We start from the raw sequence: 17,392 nt of genomic DNA on the forward strand, positions 1-17,392 counted from the left end.
CAAAATAAAATCATAAAAAATGACCGCCTCCGTAATTTATAAAGGCAGCCTTCGCTGCGAAGCCACTCATTTGCAAAGCAACAGTGTTATTGAAACCGATGCACCTAGCGATAACAGGGGCAAGGGCGAAAGGTTTAGTCCTACAGATTTATTGTGTGTTTCATTGGCAACTTGCATTGTTACCACTATGGGTATTAAAGCTATGGATATGAATATCGATTTATTAACAACTCGTATGGAAGTTACCAAGTATATGTTAGCAGAGCCACGTAGGGTTGGTAAAGTTGAAGTAGCGTTGTACATGCCAGCATCATTACAAATTGATGAAAAAGATAAATTGATTTTACAACGTGTAGGCGATAATTGTCCGGTTACCAAAAGTGTACATCCTGATATGGAAGTGATGATTCACTACAATTGGGCATCATAAAAAACCTTTACCTAGTATTCTTTCTTTAAAATATGATTGCCAATGGCACATTGTAAGCAATGCTTATGGTTGCAGTAATTATTTTTTAGTTGAATGAGTGCTTGCGAATCAAGGGCATTTGTGTTACTGATACCTAAGTTTGCAAAGCCTTTGGTGATGCTATTTTTTTCAGCTGGTAACTGTAAGGCCCACTCAATGGCTTTATCACTAAAAGATGGTTTGTTATGATACCAACCGTACACATATAACATAGGCAATACAACATTTATAATAAGATGGTGAATCATTTGTTTACCCAATTTTTTTTCTTTGTAAACACTTGGTTCATCAAATCGATAATGATATAACCAATAATCATTGGCAGCAACATCAAACAAAGCGTACACTTTTTTTAAATCATCAGCAGCCATTATTTGTGAAAATAAATGAACATTTTTATAAATGATTTGTGCCAATTGCGATAAACGTATCGTAGGAAAATTAGCAGGACGCATACGTAACCATTGTACCGTTGCATGTGTTGGTTGCAATTGGTATTTGTGTTGTAAAAATTGATATTCTTTCTGTAGCATTTTCGGATAATCATCTTCAAAACTGTGCTGTAACAATCCTGCTTGTCCGAGTAACAATGCTTCTAATTGATGGAGTTGATTTTTATGTTTTGCTAAAATTTGTATTGAAATTGTTTGAGCAATTTTTTCGAAAGCTTCTTTATTAGTTGTACCTCCAAAGTTTTTACACAATACTTGCCAAAACAAGGTTTCCCAAGGTTGTTGCTGTTGTAATTGTTGTTGAATAGCAGTTGTTTTTTGTTGTAAACGTTCAACAAACAGCCGTTGTTTCCAAGCAAAAATCACCATGTCGTTTACTTGTTGTAGTTGTTTACTACAAGGTATAAATGGTTGGTTACTTTGTAGGTGTTGGTACTGCTGTAATAAAATTTTTGAAACCCTATCATGCAACACCAATACCGGAAATTGAAGTGGCAATTGTACATCTTCTTGCCAAACTACATGCAATATTACATTGTTGTAATGTTGATCGTTACTGTGCTGGTGTTTCAGCCAATCACTGGCTAGCACATGCAATTCAATGGAACCAACCAATGTGGTAGTTGCACATTTAATTTTACCGTTTAAAAAATCTGGACCTTGGTTTTTATTGATACTGCCTTGCTGTAAAATTTGTAAAGCTTCACCTTTTGATGTTGTAAGCGCTTGTTTATTGTAATATTGAAATTGCCATATAAACTGTAAAAGTTGTTCGTTCATTTTTTATAGGGATTAAGATTAACCCTATAAATGTAAATATTTTTCTAAAAAGAAAATGCTATGAACAATTTTTAAGCTTGTAGCGCATTAATAATTTTTACAACCTTGTTAATCGGCAACCCCATTACGTTGTAGTAGTCGCCTTCAATTTTATGTATGCCAACAGCACCAATCCATTCTTGTATGGCGTAGCCGCCAGCTTTGTCGTACGGCTTGTATACATTAACATAGTGTGCTATTTGTTCAGGGGTGAGTGTATTAAAACTTACATGAGTAACATCGGCAAAACTCTGCTGGGTATTGTTTTTAAGTATACATACACCTGTTATAACTTGGTGAGTGGTGCCTGATAAAGCGGTTAACATAGCCATAGCTTCAGCGCTATCAATTGGTTTGCCCAATACTTTATTGTTGCATACAACAATGGTATCAGCAGCAATGATGATATTTTCAGGAGCAGTTTGTTTAGCAACTTCCATAGCCTTTTGTGTAGCAATATGAACAGCAATATCATTGTACGAAAGTTGAGGCGGATAACTTTCATCTGTATTGGCCACCAATACTTCAAATACAATATTGGCTAATTGTAATAATTCTTTTCTACGGGGCGATTGTGAAGCTAAAATGATTTTCGACATACCTAATTACATAAATTTAAAAAACAACATCGATAATATGCCAAACAACATCAACAACTTCACCCAATTACTGATGGTATGATAATGGGCTACTGTATAGGCTTTCGATAATTTGTATATAATAACAATGGCAGGTGCAATTACCAAAACCAACAAATAAACAGCGGCCAACCAATACCCTAGTTGCCAAGCATATAATTGTATTACGGCTAACGCAGCAATGGTAACACATAACCATACGGCTGTAAAAACTTTGGCAGCAGGTACCCCCCATGCAATGGGCATGGTATTACAATGGTATTTTCGATCACCATCCATATCTTCTAAATCTTTTACTACTTCTCTAATTAAAGTTGTAATAAAGGCAAACGCAGCATACACCATAGTAATTTTAAATAATTTACTGCTGTTAAAATTGTTGGAGGCATTGTACCAACCTTTCAATGAAAAAATTTCAGCACCTACAAAAAAATACACTACTAAAATGACCCAAGCTGTTAATGCAGCAATAATGATATTGCCCGATAATAATTTTCTTTTGAAAGTTGTGGAGTAAAACCACAAGGCAATTACACATAAAAAATTTATACTAATTACAATCCATTCATGTAAAGTGTAACCAATGTAAATGCTTAATAATATGCCTATTGTTGATAGTATGAAATGCCAAACAATAGCCCACCTGCGTTTAATGATTTTGTTTACTATAATTTTATCGGGCTTATTTACGATATCAATTTTAATATCAAAATAATCATTGATGATGTACCCTGCCGCTGCTATACAAACAGATGCAACACATAGTAAAATAAATAAGGTTTGATGTTGCGTTGGGTTAGAAGTTTGTGCATGCAACAAAGGCAAATAAACGCAACTGTAAAATAAAATTTGTGTAATAACAATGAACAGTAAATTGGGCCACCTCGTTAACCTGAAAAATGCTATTATTAATTTCATGTAGATAATTTCAGGGGGTTAAAAAGAGGGTTTAAATAGAAGCAACACTTTCAGTAACTTCCCAATCATTATTGAGTTTTAATACTTTTTCAATTACGTCTCTCACACAACCGTTGCCACCACTCAATGGCGAAATATAATGCGCTACAGCTATAACTTCGGGTACCGCATCATTGGGTGCACATGCTACACCAACCATTTGCATTGGTGCTACATCGGGCACATCATCGCCCATATACAAAATTTGATCCCAAGTGTATGTTGTGCTGGCTACATACTCAGCCAACAACGTTTTTTTATCGGTAATACCTAAATGAATTTGTTGTATACCGAGTCGCTGTAACCTTGTTTTTACAGCTTGTGAATTACCGCCTGAAATGATTACAATTTCGTAACCTTTTTTTATAGCCAATTGCATGGCATAACCATCCTTTACATTCATTTTACGGGCCATTTCACCATTATCCATCAGCATTAAAAAGCCATCGGTTAATACACCGTCAACATCTAATACAAATAATTGAATATTTTTTAATTGGGCCAGAACGTTCATGTGGTTATTTTTGGTTGTCTCTCCATTCATACACCCAAGTGCTTTGAATCATCTCTAAATGACCTTCATTGCTTTCTTCAGGTTTGCCCACAAAATTCGGAATTTCTAACACCCACTTATGTAAATCGGTAAAGCGTATTCTGTATATTTTCCCCTCATTAAAATCATCACCAAAACGTTCGTATAACTTCATGGCTATATCTTCATAATCGTTCCAATGAATGGGTAATTCAAAACTCATAAATAATTGTTTAATGTAATAAGTACTTATTTATTCTCCCAAAAATTGGGTTTGGTCAGGCAATGTTACTGTTATGCTACCACCATCGGCCACCAATACACATTGGCAACCCAAACGTGAATTGAGCCTTGGGTTTATAGCCCTATCAATAAAATCTTCTTCTTTATCGCTTAGTTCTTCAATTAAAGTGTCGCCTTGTTCTACATACAAATGACAAGTACTGCAAGCACAAACGCCACCGCAGTTATGGTGCAATTCAATATCGTTCTTTAATGCAACTTCTAAAATAGATTGTCCTGCCTCAATATTGTGCAACGTTATGGGTTCAAGCCCTTTTTGTTCAAACTTAAAAGTAATATCGTACATAATTCGTTTTTCGAAATGCAAACCTACTGCAAAAACACTATTATCTAAAATCTGTATTGAAAATCAACACAAATAATCAATTAAATATGATTAATTTGCGGTAAAACGACACTTTACCAACTAACATCAATTTTTTGGATTGAAAATTGATATCTCCCAACCAAAATTTACGAATGATACGTTTTGTAACCACTACCTTATTATTTACAGTTACGCTTTTTTCAATAAGTTGTAAAAGCAAACAACCGGCTAATGTACCTCCCCCATTAGTAAAAAAAGAAAAACCATCGCAGCCAACTGATAAATTACAGAAGGGCCCCATTATTAATGTTATTGATACCATTACTCCCAAACAAGTATATATTATTATAAAAGACAGTGCAGCTACAAGTGCAGGTTTAAGTGTTAAACTCAACAATATTTACAACAAAAAATTAGTTGATTTTATTAAAACAAATAAATTAAAAGTAACAGGTGCTCCTACGGCTTGGTACAAAACTCAAAAAGCACCTTTCTTTTTTGAAGCAGGTTTACCTATTGAAAAGGCACCCAATAAATTGGCAAAAGGTATCATGGTAAAACGTACAGGTGGCGATAGCGCTTTATTGGCACATTTTTTTGGCCCCTACGATTTAACCAATGTTGGCTACGAATCTTTAGCAGAAATTTTGAAAGATAGAAAGAAACGCAAATCTGCTCCAGCTTTTGAAATTTATGTACAAAACCCTTTTGAACCATCAAAAGTTAAAATTGATCCGTATAAAATGCAAACAGATATTGTAATGCCTTATAAAAACTAAGGGTTCATAATGCCATCTGTCATGCGCATATAAAGCGTTCTTAATTTTGGGTAAGTGCTTAGTAAACGTAAATGTTTATCCAAAGTAGCAATATCACCCCTAATGGCTGGCCCAGTTTGCAATGCTTTTGGCGATAAATGGGTAATTCTATTGGCAGTTTCACTAATGAGCGGTTTCAGTAAATCAAAATTAATGTGTTCATCTACACAAAAATTTTCAGTAATTCCATATAAATAATTAGTAAAATTACTAACAATAACACCGGCAGTATGTAAGCGTAAACGTTGTGCTTCAGTTTGAATTTCAACCTGTTCTGAAATAGTTTTAGCAAAATTAACAAGTATATTTTCCGTAAATGTATTATTGGCTTCTACAATAAAGGGAATGCACGGAATGGCCTCCATTTCTTTCCTCAAACTTTGCAACGGGTATAATACGCCGTAATTATCACTTACGTTTTTTAATATGTCAATACTCACCGAGCCTGCTGTATGCACCGTTGGCGTACTGCCAAAATTAAAGCTCGAAAGTGCATCAGATATAGACCTGTCGGACGTTGCAACAATAATTAACTCACTACTTTCTATGTTTTTTGAAGTTAATTCATAAAAATTTGCACCTACTTCTTTCGCAAGCAAAGTGCCTGCTTCTACATTTCTTCCTATAATTTGATGTACAATATGTCCTTTACTGTTACAAGCTTTTGCTAATACACTAGCAACATTACCGGTTCCAATAAAACTAATGTTCATAAGCCTCGTTTTTTTTCAAAGTACGAAAAATAAATAATTTATATATGTGCATATAATCAGATATTACATTCGGAAAAAAACAATTTTAAGATTGTATTATTTTTTCAATTTGAACATATTTTCATTTTTAAAGTAATATTGCATAATTATTGTGCTGCATTGCTAAATTGCTTTTAAGTAGCAATGGTGAAGTAGAATCGATGAATTGAACAACTAAAGCAAATTATGGCAAAGAACTTATTAATAGTGGAGTCACCAGCGAAAGCGAAAACGATTGAGGGTATTCTAGGGAAAGATTTTGAAGTAAAAAGTTGTTATGGACATATTCGTGACCTTGAAAAAAACGATATGGGTATTGATATCAACAACAACTTTACCCCCAAATATATTATACCAGCCGAAAAAGAAAAGGTGGTTAAAGAACTCATCAGCATCGCAAAAAAATCAAATGAAGTATGGTTGGCTTCCGATGAAGACCGTGAAGGTGAAAGCATAAGCTGGCACTTAGCGGAAGTATTGAAATTAGATCCTAAAACCACCAAACGTATTGTTTTTCATGAAATTACCAAGCCTGCCATTCAAAAAGCCGTAGCCAACCCACGTTTTATTAATATGGATTTGGTGAATGCACAGCAAGCTCGTAGAGTAGTTGATAGAATTGTGGGTTTTGAATTGAGCCCTGTACTTTGGCGTAAAATCGGTATGCAAGGTGGCCTTAGTGCTGGTCGTGTTCAAAGCGTTGCCGTTAAACTTATTGCAGAAAAAGAAAGAGAAATTAACCAATTTACCCCTGTTGGTAGCTTTAAAGTTGAAGCTATTTTAGGCGCCACCGATATTAATAACAAAACCGTTTTATTTAAAGCAGAAGGCGCTAAGTTTGATGAACAAAAAGATGCAGAAGCGTTTTTACAAAGTTGTATTGGTGCAGCATACACCGTAAAAGATATTCAAGTAAAACCGGGTAAACGTACACCAGCTGCTCCTTTTACCACCTCTACCCTACAGCAAGAAGCCAGTAGAAAACTTGGTTATGGTGTAAGTAAAACCATGTTATTGGCACAAAAACTTTATGAAAGTGGTAAAATCACTTACATGCGTACTGATAGTGTGAATTTAAGCGATACTGCAATGGCCGCCATCACCAACGAAATTACCAGCAGTTTTGGTGATAAATATTTACAAGTACGCAAGTATAAAAATAAAAACGAAAGTGCACAAGAGGCGCATGAAGCTATTCGCCCAACTTATATGGATGCCCGTACTGTGAGCGACCCCGAACTGAATCGTTTATACGAGCTCATTTGGAAACGTACCATCGCATCGCAAATGAGTGATGCTGTTTTAGAAAAAACAACTGCAAAAATTGAAATAAGCACCAATAAAGAATTATTGACAGCTAGTGGTGAAGTTTTAAAATTTGATGGGTTCTTAAAAGTGTATATGGAAAGTACAGATGATGAGGAAGATGATGCAGAAGGTGAAAGCAGGTTGCCGAATGTAACAGTAAACCAACAGTTAGCATTTAATGAAATGCTGGCCACAGAGCGTTTTACACGACCAAGTGCTCGTTACACGGAAGCCTCATTGGTTAAAAAATTAGAAGAGTTGGGTATTGGTAGGCCCAGTACGTACGCTCCCACAATTTCAACCATTATTAAAAGAAACTACGTCGTTAAAAAAGATAAAGAACCAATTAAACGAACCGTTCGTTTAGTAACATTAAAAAATGATACCATCACCAAATCTTCATCTGAAGAAAATACAGGTGCAGAAAAAGGTAAACTGTTTCCTACCGATTTAGGGTTAGTTGTTACCGACTTTTTAAATGAACATTTTAAAAGAGTAATGGACTACTCTTTTACTGCTAATATTGAACAAGAGTTTGACAACATTGCTGAAGGTAAATTGCAATGGAACAATATGGTACGTAATTGGTACGACCCTTTCCATAATGGTGTGGAGCATACCTTAGAAACTGCTGAAAGAGCTAAAGGGGAACGTATATTGGGTACGGATGAAGCTACAGGTAAACCCATTAGTGCTCGTATGGGCCGCTTTGGGCCTATGGTACAAATTGGTGCTCAAACCGACGAAGAAAAACCTCGGTTTGCTCGTTTAAAAGCCGATCAAAGTATTGAAACCATTACCTTACAAGAAGCATTAGACCTATTTAAATTACCACTTGCATTGGGTGAATATGAAGGTGCAGAAGTGGCAGTTAATGTGGGTAGGTTTGGCCCATATGTAAAATGGGGTGATCAATTTATTTCGATGCCCAAAGGCGAAGATGTATACAGTGTTGATTTAAAAAGAGCTTTGGCTATCATTGAAGCCAAGCAAATTGAAGAAGCTCCTATTGGTTTTTATGAAGATAAACCTATTACCAAAGGTAAAGGCAGGTTTGGCCCGTTCATTAAATGGAACAACCTTTTTATCAATATTCCCAAGGCCTATAATTTTGATGAATTAACCCAACATGATTGTAATGAGCTTATTGAAAAGAAGCTTGAAAAAGAAGCCAACCGCTATATTCAGCAATGGCCAGAAGAAAATATTGCTATTGAAAATGGCCGTTGGGGCCCCTTCATAAAGTTTGGTAAAAAAATGCTGAAAATTGTAGGTACAGGTGCTAATGGTAAGTTCACCTCAGAAGAGTTAGGTGCAATGGATTTAGATACGGTCAAAAAAATGATTGTAGCGCAAGATCCAAAAGCTTTTGATAAAAAATCACCAGCTAAAAAAACAGCTACAAAAAAAGCTGCACCTAAAAAGACGGCTGCAAAAAAAACGGCCACTAAAAAAACTGCTACCAAAAAAGCGACCAAGTAAAATGTAAAAAATGATAACGCTGCATTATAGTCTAACTAAAAACGATTACGTGGCTTTTTACACGTATACTTTTTGGGATGCACCAGGCCGTAAAAAAAAGCGTATAAAAAATGTATTGAGGCAAGCAACCTATTTACTAATTTTTGCAGCTATTTTAATATTTGGTGGTACAGTTTCGTTGTTTAGTATGTATGTGTATATACTATTGGGGGTAATGTTGTTTTTTACGCTGTTACCATTATTTTCAGGTAAAAATGATTTAGAAACGCAAGCCACTAACATTGCGAACGATCCTGAAAATGCAATCGTTTTTTTGCCAACTACAGTAACAGCTACACCCCAATCAATACAACTACAAAATGAGTTAAATACCAGTATTTATAACTGGGCAGCTTTTGTAAAAAAAGCTGAAAATACTGGTTATTATTTTTTATTTGTGAATGCTTTGCAAGCGATTATTATTCCCAAAAATGCTTTTCAAAATAAAATCGATTTGCAAACATTTGATACATTGCTCTCCAAACATTTGTCGTTTGATGTAGCACTAAAAGAAGCGATCGATGCAGGAAAATAGTGAAATAAAAGCCTTACTACAGTTAATTGATGATCCTGATGAAGTAGTGTACGAAACGGTGAGTACCAAAATTATGTCATTAGGTAAAGCCATTATACCTAACCTTGAGCACTTTAGCGAAACCAGCATCAATACGGAATTACAAGCCAAAATTGAACGATTAATTCAACAGCTCCATTTTGAAGATTTAAAAGCTGATTTTATTAAATGGAATGATGGTTCTCCTGATTTATTATCAGGTGCTATGTTAGTTGCTAAGTTTGTGTATCCCGATGTGGATGTAACGGCTGTATTAAAAGATATTGATAAACTCCGTAGAAATATTTGGCTCGAAATGAACAGCTACCTCACCCCTATGGAGCAAATAAATGTGGTAGGCAGCATTTTGTATAATTATTACAAACAAAGAGGTATTGAAATTAATTACAACAATCCTGATGGGTTTTTAATTAATAAAGTACTTGAAAAACAACACGGTAATGCCTTTGGTAATGGCACTTTATTGTTGATTTTATTTGGTTTGTTAGATGTGCCGGTATATGCCATCAATATTCCACAGCAATTTATTTTAGGCTATTTTGATAGTTTGTATGATGTACTAAACCCTGTTGGACATGCATCTGAAAAGATAAAATTTTACATTGATCCTATTAACGGACAAATGTATTCGCATAAAGATGTTGAAAATTATTTCAAAAAAATAGCCGTACCTCCAACTGCATCGTTCTTTAAACCAATTAACAATAAAAATGTAATCATTACTTTACTTACTGAATTACAAAAATGTTACACTGCGGAAGACAATGCTTTTAAAAACGAACAAATTTCTTCACTCATTAATATAATTGCTGCATGATTTTTCACGTTACTACCAAACAAGAATGGGCGCAAGCACAAGCCAATGGTGTATTTGAAGCACCTTCTTTACAATTAGAAGGTTTCATACACATGAGTGAGCAACATCAAGTTGCAGGTGTGTTACAACGTTACTATGCTGGCAAAACTGATTTAATTTTATTGCATGTTGATGAAACCAAACTCACCGCTCCGCTGAAATATGAAATTGCACCTTCTATCAACGAAGCGTTTCCGCATATTTATGGCACCATTAATTTAGATGCCGTTATTACCTCTTCAGCAATATGATTACCTGGAACGATTTTAAAAAAATTGACATGAGGGTGGGTACCATCATCAAAGCCCAACCGTTTGAAAAAGCCAAAAAACCTGCTTATCAATTATGGATTGATTTTGGAACTGATATTGGCATTAAAAAATCATCTGCCCAAATTACCCAACAGCATACCTTACATGAATTGGTAGGCATGCAAATAATTGCAGTGATCAACTTCCCACCCAAACAAATTGCTGACTTTATGAGTGAGTGCTTAGTGGTGGGCGTATACAATGAGTTAAATGAAGTGGTATTACTAACACCTCATAAAACGATTGTAAATGGCTGTAAAATTGGGTAAAGGCAGCTACCGCTATGTTTCTTGAGGCCACTAACCAAGTCGTATATTCTTTTAAAATATCGGCTTTATCATTTAAATTTAGTAACATGAAAAAGGTATCTGTAATAATTATAGCATTATTATTATTGACTGTAAAAAGTAAGGCTCAAATAGATCCTGTTCTGCCACACGATAGCACATTACAGGAGAGATTTTTAATGAGTGTTTTACAAGATTACCCGCTCTTCGAGATGTTAGCGTAGCGCATCTCGAAGTTTAAAGAAGCAGATTTTTAATCTGCAAAATACTTCACAGTATTCCTTCGCAGCAACGTCTCGGCCCTTGCCGGACGTTACGTAAGTATACATTTAATACTTTTATTATCGGTTGAAACCCTCACCAACCGAAACCCGCTCTTCGAGATGTTAGCGTAGCGCATCTCGAAGTTTAAAGAAGCAGATTTTTAATCTGCAAAATACTTCACAGTATTCCTTTGCAGCAACGTCTTGGCCCTTGCCGGACGTTGCGTAAGTATACATTTAATACTTTTATTATCGGTTGAAACCCTCACCAACCGAAATCAGTACGTCACTATTACTCTCAAAGTTTTAATAAAAAATCTATTCAACTTTCCTTCTTACACTTTAATGCTATAATACGCAAACTCCAAACCTAAACACCTTATTTCAAACTATCACCTCCAAATGAGAACGGTAATAATTGTGTAGCACTTTCAATAATCATCACTTTGCCTTCCATACCTGAAAGTATAATACGCATCGGTTGCTTGGTTCTATCTTCATATTCAGCAAGGCTTTGACGGCACATACCACAAGGCGATATGGGCTGGTCGCTTACACCTTTTCTCGATAAATTATTGTAGCTAATGGCCATCGTTTTAATTGGCTCATCTGTTTGTAACATAGCCGCAGAAGCCAACAATACCCTTTCTGCACAAATACCAACGGGGTACGATGCATTTTCTTGATTGGTACCATATACCTTCTCTCCGTTATTAAATATGGCAGCAGCACCTACAAAAAAATTACTGTAAGGGGCGTACGCTTTTTGAGTGGTTTTTCTAGCTTCTTCCAATAGTTCAGCGTCTTCTTTTTGCAATTCACTGATATCATTAAAAATTTCAAATTCAAATTCACTTTTTACTTTCATATGTAATACCTTTTATTTTGTTGTAAGCAACTCAAATGGGTTAATAATGGACGACGCTTAGCAACACTTGAAATACTTTTTTAGACAAAAAAGCCTCTCGGGTTTGAAGCCGAGAGGTCTTTTGGTAAAATTGAAGTTACGTAATTATGTTTAAAAAATATTATTTTATGCTTTTAAAAATCCTGTTCCACCTTGGACCACCTTCCCAACTAAACCAAATTAATGAGGCTTTACCTACTACATGATCTTCTGGTACAAAACCCCAATACCTACTATCTAAAGAGTTATGACGATTATCACCCATCATCCAAAAATAATCCATCTTAAATGTGTACGAAGTAGCTGGCTGACCATTAATAAAATACTGGCCATTTTTTGCCTCAAAGGTATTGCCTTCATATACTTCAATGCAACGTTGGTAACGTATTAAATTATCTGGTGTTAAGCTAATGGTACTACCTTTTTTCGGAATGGTAATAGGGCCATAATTATCGCCAGACCATTGATTCACCGTATCATAATAAGGAAACAAATCATTATTTACAGGTAAGGTAAAGGGCTCAATAGTATACCCTTGTGGCAATTTTAAATTGGCTTTTTCTTCATTGGTGATGTTTACCAAAAATGTATTTTGTTCCATTTGACGTAAATCACCTTGGCTCTCTCTCACTTTAATACCCATGGTAGCTAATGCATCAGCATCAAGGTTTACATTACCATTGGTTTTAATTTTATAAAAACGTTCTGATTGCGGAAACACAGGCTGCGGTTGCCCATTTACATGTACAATACCATTAATTACTTGCAACACATCACCACCCACAGCAACGCAACGTTTAATAAAATTCTCTCTCTTATCAACCGGTCGGGTAATAATCATGTCACCATACATGCTCCAAACCTTGTCTCTACTACCTAGTTCTCTTACCGCTTGGTAATAGGTTTTTTGACTACCAAATTCTTGTTGTCCGTTAATAATAGGGTCATTAATCAACGTATCATTTACAGGAAAGTTAAACACCACAACATCATTACGTTTTACGGGTGAGGCAAACCATCTTGTATACGGAATATACACCGCTTCTGTATATGATTTTACAGGTACAAATGGCATGGTATGGTGTACAAATGGCATTGCAATAGGCGTATTAGGAATACGAGGCCCGTAGCTGAATTTACTCACAAATAAAAAGTCGTTCACCAACAATGTTTTTTCCATTGATGGTGTGGGTATGGTATATGCTTCAAACACAAATGTTCTAATAATGGTAGCTGCTACTACAGCAAAAGCTGCTGCATCTATCCACTCTCTTGCGCCTGATTTTTTGTAATTGTCTACTACTTTTTTACCTGCAAAACGCTCATTTTTAGAGAAACCTAAATATGGGAAATAAACAAACGGCACAAACACAGCACCTGCATGGTGTAATACACTAAAACGACCAAAATATTCAGTAAACTTAATGGTGATCCAAATGGTGATAAACGCACCAACAACAGGTATAAATTGTAAAAAGAACCAGTATTTTTTGAGTTCAATTTTTTCAACGATACACCAAGTATTGTAAAAAGGTATAAACGCTTTCCAGCCCTCTATACCAGCTTTTTTAAACATACCAAACATACCAATATGCCAACCTAATGTACCGAGTATAAATATGATCCAACCAATGCTCATGTGAAAATGTTTTGTGCTTAAATATTTTTTAGTAGATGCAATATCAACTATTTAGATGTATAGTGTATTGATTACACATAATTTTTTACGTCATCTTCCGTTATTTTTTTTCCGCTCATAATAATTAACCTTTCAACCACATTGCGTAACTCTCTAATGTTGCCACCCCAATTGTTTTGCTTAAGCAATTCATGTGCACCTTTTTCTACCTCTTTGGCTGGTTGCCCGTACTCCATTGCAATTTGTTTGGCAAAATGATTCACTAACAAGGGCACATCATCTTTACGCTCCCTCAATGCAGGAACGTGTATGATGATAACGCCCAAACGATGGTATAAATCGAGCCTAAAGTTTTTATCATCTACCTCTTTCAATAAATCTTTATTGGTTGCAGCAATTACCCGTACATCTACACTAATATCTTTATCGGCACCTACCCTGGTTATTTTGCCTTCTTGTAAGGCACGTAACACTTTGGCTTGTGCACTCAAACTCATATCACCAATTTCATCTAAAAACAATGTACCGCCATTGGCTTGTTCAAACTTACCAATACGTTGTTTAATTGCTGAAGTAAACGAACCTTTTTCATGACCAAACAATTCACTTTCAATCAATTCACTGGGTATGGCTGCACAGTTTACTTCTACTAGCGGACCGTTATTTCTATTACTTTTTTCATGTATCCATCGTGCAACCAACTCCTTACCTACCCCGTTTTCACCAGTAATTAAAACACGGGCATCGGTTGGCGCTACTTTTTCAATGGTATGTTTAATTTTTTCAATACCTGCACTCTCCCCCACCATTTCAATGGTTTTATTTACTTTTCGTTTGAGTACTTTGGTTTCGGTAGCCAATTGCTGCTTATCGGTTGCATTGCGTAAGGTAATGAGCAACCTATTTAAATCGGGTGGTTTGCTAATGTAATCAAAAGCGCCTTTTTTAACAGCATCAACAGCTGTATCAATATTACCATGCCCACTAATCATTATAATAGGTGTATCGGCATTAATGGTTTTGGCTTTCTCTAAAAATTCAATGCCATCTATTTTGGGCATTTTAATATCGCAAAGCACTACATCAAAATTTTTCTGACCAAATTTTTTCAATCCCTCTTCACCGTCACTTGCCTCTTCAATTTGATAGCCTTCAAAACTTAAAATCTCTGTTAAGGTTTTTCTGATGGCTTTTTCATCATCAATAATCAATATATCAGGCATTATTACAAAATTAGTATCGTCAAAAATAATGATTTATAGTGGGTCAATCAATGCTTTCAACAATTATTAGTGTTTATTAAAATTTAAAATTATACGTTACGGCAGGTATAATGGGGAACAACGATACTTGTTTGGCTTGTACTGTTAAACTACCATCGTAAGGGTTACCCGTTTGATCAAAATAAATAAAGTATGGGTTTTTTCTGCTGTAGGTATTGTAAATACTAAACACCCATTCGGTTTTATATTTTCTTCCTGCATTTTTCTTGGGCGTTAAAATAGCTGATAAATCAAGTCTGTGGTAAGATGGTAATCGGTATTGGTTGATATTGCTGTACTCTTGCGATAATACACCTCCTACAATATAAAAACGTTGTGGCAACGTTGCAGCATTTCCGGTACCGTATACAAATGTGGCAGAAACCTTCCATTTTTTACTGAGGTCGTATGATGCTACAATACTCATATCATTTCTACGATCGTATTTGGCTGGGTACTTATTACCTTGGTTAAGATTGTCAAACTTGCGCCACGTCCAACTTAAGGTATAACCAATCCAACCAGTTAATCGACCTTTCACTTTATTAATAAACAACTCAGTACCATAGCTCCAGCCTTTACCAAATGTAAAATCTTCTTCAGTATCTTTTAAAGTACTTGGTATATAACCCTCACGGTATTCAATTTGGTTTTGCATGTTTTTGTAGTACAACTCCACCGAAGTTTCGTAAGTGTTGTTTTCAAAGTTTTTAAACAAACCAGCAGCATACAACCAACTTATTTGTGGTTTTACTTTAATGGTACTCGGTACCCACAAATCAGTAGGTAAAGTGGTGCCTGAGTTACTTACCAAATGTATGTATTGTAAATTACGGGTTACCGATGCTTTAACAGAGGTTTCATTATCAATTTCGTAACGCATGCTGAGCCTTGGTTCTAAACCACCATAGGTTTTTACAGGAGCGCCCTTTTTAAATACGGTACTATCTAAACGGTTACCAAAGTCGTCGGTTTTATAAATTTTATAAGCCCCAATTTGTTGAAACATACTGTAGCGTAAACCTACATTCACTTTTATTTTTTTTGAAACGTCCCAATCATCTTGCACATATATAGCCGCTTCATGGGCAAATTTTACCTGCGCATTTTGTGGGTTAAATACAACAGAATCTTGTTGTCCGCTTACTACCGATGGTTTAAAACGATGGTATGTATACAACCAACCGAATTTAATTTTGTTGTTAGATGCTGGGTAGTAATCATAATCTTGTTTCAAACTCAAATCCCTTATGCCCGATGCCAATTTAATCCTGAAATTATTTTGCAAACCATTGAATTCAAAATTGTAATCGTTGTAAACGGCGGTAGTGTTCGTAAATAGTTTGTTATTGAAAACATGGTTCCATCGCAATGTACCCGTAGCATTACCCCAAGGAATGTTGATGTTGAGGCTTTGTTTGCCATTTACAAAATCAAATACATCTCTACCAAAATAACCACTTAAATATACCCGATCTTTTTCGCTGAATTTGTAATTGATTTTTGCATTCAAATCATAAAAATAATAACCCGAACCTTTAAAGCTACTGGTTTTGCTAATAAACGGTTTCACCAATGCGTCAACGTAAGTTCTTCTCCCAGAAATAATGAAAGATGCTTTGTCTTTTTTTATAGGCCCCTGTACCGAAAACCTCGATGCAATTAACCCAATGCCACCTTCTGTTTGAAATTTTTGGTTGTTACCTTCTTTCATACTTACATCTAACACACTCGATAACCTACCACCATATTGGGCTGGCATACCACCTTTTATGAGCGATACGTTTTTGATAGCATCTGCATTAAATATAGAGAAAAAGCCAAATAAATGCCCTGTGTTGTACACCACGGCATCATCTAACATAATTAAATTTTGATCAGGACCGCCACCACGTACATATATACCAGCACTACCTTCACCGGCATTACGAACACCCGGTAACAACTGTACCACTTTTAGCAAATCAACCTCACCTAAAAACGCTGGTATACTTTTAATTTGCTCAATAGGTAAAGTTACTTTACCCATTTGTGTACCTTTTATATTGTTGTCTCTTTTGGTTGCTGTAACCACTACTTCTTGCGACAAACCAGTGCTGTTCAGCAAGGCGATATTGATAACAGTATCTGCCTTTAAAGCAATACTGAAACTTTTGGGTAAATACCCCACATGCGATGTAGTAATTTGGTAAGTACCCTCAGCAAGGGTTACCGACCAAAAGCCATATTGGTTACTAATAACACCACTACTTTTACCACTAATGTTGATGCTAGCCGCAATAATGGTTTCATCACTAGCAGCATCTTTTACATACCCACTTATGGTATATTTTTTTTGGGCGAAACCGGTATTTACAAAACAAAAACTACCTAATAACAGCACAAATAATGGTTTCAAACGCTTCATTGTTCTTATT

At 35.6% G+C, this 17,392-nt stretch carries 18 protein-coding genes; 7 read left to right on the forward strand and 11 right to left on the reverse strand.

Features of this window, described 5'->3' with window-relative positions; genetic code table 11:
- Window positions 1–19: 19 nt before the first annotated feature.
- Window positions 20–430: an OsmC family protein gene (locus ACFOWM_RS01410; protein WP_379706020.1), complete on the forward strand. Its 411-nt coding sequence runs from the start codon at window positions 20–22 to the stop codon at window positions 428–430.
- Between the two features lie 11 nt (window positions 431–441).
- Here the strand turns inward: ACFOWM_RS01410 and ACFOWM_RS01415 are convergent, their stop codons facing one another.
- From ACFOWM_RS01415 to ACFOWM_RS01440, 6 genes are all read right to left on the reverse strand, one after another.
- The gene (locus tag ACFOWM_RS01415; RefSeq protein WP_379706023.1) at window positions 442–1,701 is read right to left on the reverse strand and encodes a DUF2851 family protein; all 1,260 of its coding nucleotides are present in this window, start codon (window positions 1,699–1,701) and stop codon (window positions 442–444) included.
- Between the two features lie 71 nt (window positions 1,702–1,772).
- Window positions 1,773–2,339: a Maf family protein gene (locus ACFOWM_RS01420; protein WP_379706026.1), complete on the reverse strand. Its 567-nt coding sequence runs from the start codon at window positions 2,337–2,339 to the stop codon at window positions 1,773–1,775.
- 6 nt (window positions 2,340–2,345) lie between these two features.
- On the reverse strand, window positions 2,346–3,296 hold the full coding sequence (locus tag ACFOWM_RS01425) for a geranylgeranylglycerol-phosphate geranylgeranyltransferase (RefSeq protein WP_379706029.1): 951 nt from the start codon (window positions 3,294–3,296) through the stop codon (window positions 2,346–2,348).
- Window positions 3,297–3,327: 31 nt separating this feature from the next.
- Window positions 3,328–3,849, reverse strand: a complete 522-nt coding sequence (locus ACFOWM_RS01430) for a KdsC family phosphatase (protein ID WP_379706032.1) — start codon at window positions 3,847–3,849, stop codon at window positions 3,328–3,330.
- Window positions 3,850–3,853: 4 nt separating this feature from the next.
- The gene (gene iscX / locus ACFOWM_RS01435) at window positions 3,854–4,090 is read right to left on the reverse strand and encodes a Fe-S cluster assembly protein IscX (RefSeq protein WP_379706035.1); all 237 of its coding nucleotides are present in this window, start codon (window positions 4,088–4,090) and stop codon (window positions 3,854–3,856) included.
- 30 nt (window positions 4,091–4,120) lie between these two features.
- Entirely contained in the window at window positions 4,121–4,456 is a 336-nt protein-coding gene (locus ACFOWM_RS01440) for a 2Fe-2S iron-sulfur cluster-binding protein (RefSeq protein ID WP_379706038.1), read from the reverse strand.
- Between the two features lie 173 nt (window positions 4,457–4,629).
- On the opposite strand from ACFOWM_RS01440, the gene ACFOWM_RS01445 reads away from it, so the two are divergent.
- Window positions 4,630–5,256, forward strand: coding sequence for a hypothetical protein (locus tag ACFOWM_RS01445; protein WP_379706041.1), 627 nt, complete (start codon window positions 4,630–4,632; stop codon window positions 5,254–5,256).
- Here the strand turns inward: ACFOWM_RS01445 and ACFOWM_RS01450 are convergent.
- Window positions 5,253–6,008, reverse strand: a complete 756-nt coding sequence (locus ACFOWM_RS01450) for a Rossmann-like and DUF2520 domain-containing protein (RefSeq protein WP_379706044.1) — start codon at window positions 6,006–6,008, stop codon at window positions 5,253–5,255. The two genes, ACFOWM_RS01445 and ACFOWM_RS01450, sit on opposite strands and share 4 nt — an antisense overlap.
- 225 nt (window positions 6,009–6,233) lie before the next feature.
- On the opposite strand from ACFOWM_RS01450, the gene topA reads away from it, so the two are divergent.
- From topA to ACFOWM_RS01475, 5 genes are read left to right on the forward strand one after another with little or no spacing between them, the layout of a single operon-like run.
- Window positions 6,234–8,837, forward strand: coding sequence for a type I DNA topoisomerase (gene topA / locus ACFOWM_RS01455; RefSeq protein WP_379706047.1), 2,604 nt, complete (start codon window positions 6,234–6,236; stop codon window positions 8,835–8,837).
- A gap of 49 nt (window positions 8,838–8,886) precedes the next feature.
- The gene (locus ACFOWM_RS01460; protein WP_379706050.1) at window positions 8,887–9,411 is read left to right on the forward strand and encodes a YcxB family protein; all 525 of its coding nucleotides are present in this window, start codon (window positions 8,887–8,889) and stop codon (window positions 9,409–9,411) included.
- Window positions 9,398–10,267 (forward strand): transglutaminase family protein, encoded by an 870-nt coding sequence (locus tag ACFOWM_RS01465; protein ID WP_379706053.1) that lies wholly within the window; start codon window positions 9,398–9,400, stop codon window positions 10,265–10,267. The genes ACFOWM_RS01460 and ACFOWM_RS01465 overlap by 14 nt, the downstream gene beginning before the upstream one ends.
- Window positions 10,264–10,557, forward strand: coding sequence for a DUF952 domain-containing protein (locus ACFOWM_RS01470; protein ID WP_379706056.1), 294 nt, complete (start codon window positions 10,264–10,266; stop codon window positions 10,555–10,557). The genes ACFOWM_RS01465 and ACFOWM_RS01470 overlap by 4 nt, the downstream gene beginning before the upstream one ends.
- On the forward strand, window positions 10,554–10,886 hold the full coding sequence (locus ACFOWM_RS01475) for a tRNA-binding protein (RefSeq protein WP_379706059.1): 333 nt from the start codon (window positions 10,554–10,556) through the stop codon (window positions 10,884–10,886). Before ACFOWM_RS01470 ends, ACFOWM_RS01475 begins: the two co-directional genes overlap by 4 nt.
- Window positions 10,887–11,546: 660 nt before the next feature.
- On the opposite strand, the gene ACFOWM_RS01480 is transcribed toward ACFOWM_RS01475, so the two are convergent.
- From ACFOWM_RS01480 to ACFOWM_RS01495, 4 genes are all read right to left on the reverse strand, one after another.
- Window positions 11,547–12,035 (reverse strand): cytidine deaminase, encoded by a 489-nt coding sequence (locus ACFOWM_RS01480; RefSeq protein ID WP_379706062.1) that lies wholly within the window; start codon window positions 12,033–12,035, stop codon window positions 11,547–11,549.
- Between the two features lie 160 nt (window positions 12,036–12,195).
- On the reverse strand, window positions 12,196–13,713 hold the full coding sequence (gene lepB / locus ACFOWM_RS01485; RefSeq protein ID WP_379706065.1) for a signal peptidase I: 1,518 nt from the start codon (window positions 13,711–13,713) through the stop codon (window positions 12,196–12,198).
- A 71-nt stretch (window positions 13,714–13,784) separates the two neighbouring features.
- A complete protein-coding gene (locus tag ACFOWM_RS01490; protein WP_379706068.1) occupies window positions 13,785–14,936 on the reverse strand; it encodes a sigma-54-dependent transcriptional regulator in 1,152 nt (383 codons plus the stop codon).
- 76 nt (window positions 14,937–15,012) lie between these two features.
- Window positions 15,013–17,382 (reverse strand): TonB-dependent receptor, encoded by a 2,370-nt coding sequence (locus ACFOWM_RS01495; RefSeq protein ID WP_379706071.1) that lies wholly within the window; start codon window positions 17,380–17,382, stop codon window positions 15,013–15,015.
- Window positions 17,383–17,392: the final 10 nt, after the last annotated feature.

The organism is Ferruginibacter yonginensis (assembly GCF_042651465.1).
GTDB classification, from domain to species: domain Bacteria; phylum Bacteroidota; class Bacteroidia; order Chitinophagales; family Chitinophagaceae; genus Ferruginibacter; species Ferruginibacter yonginensis.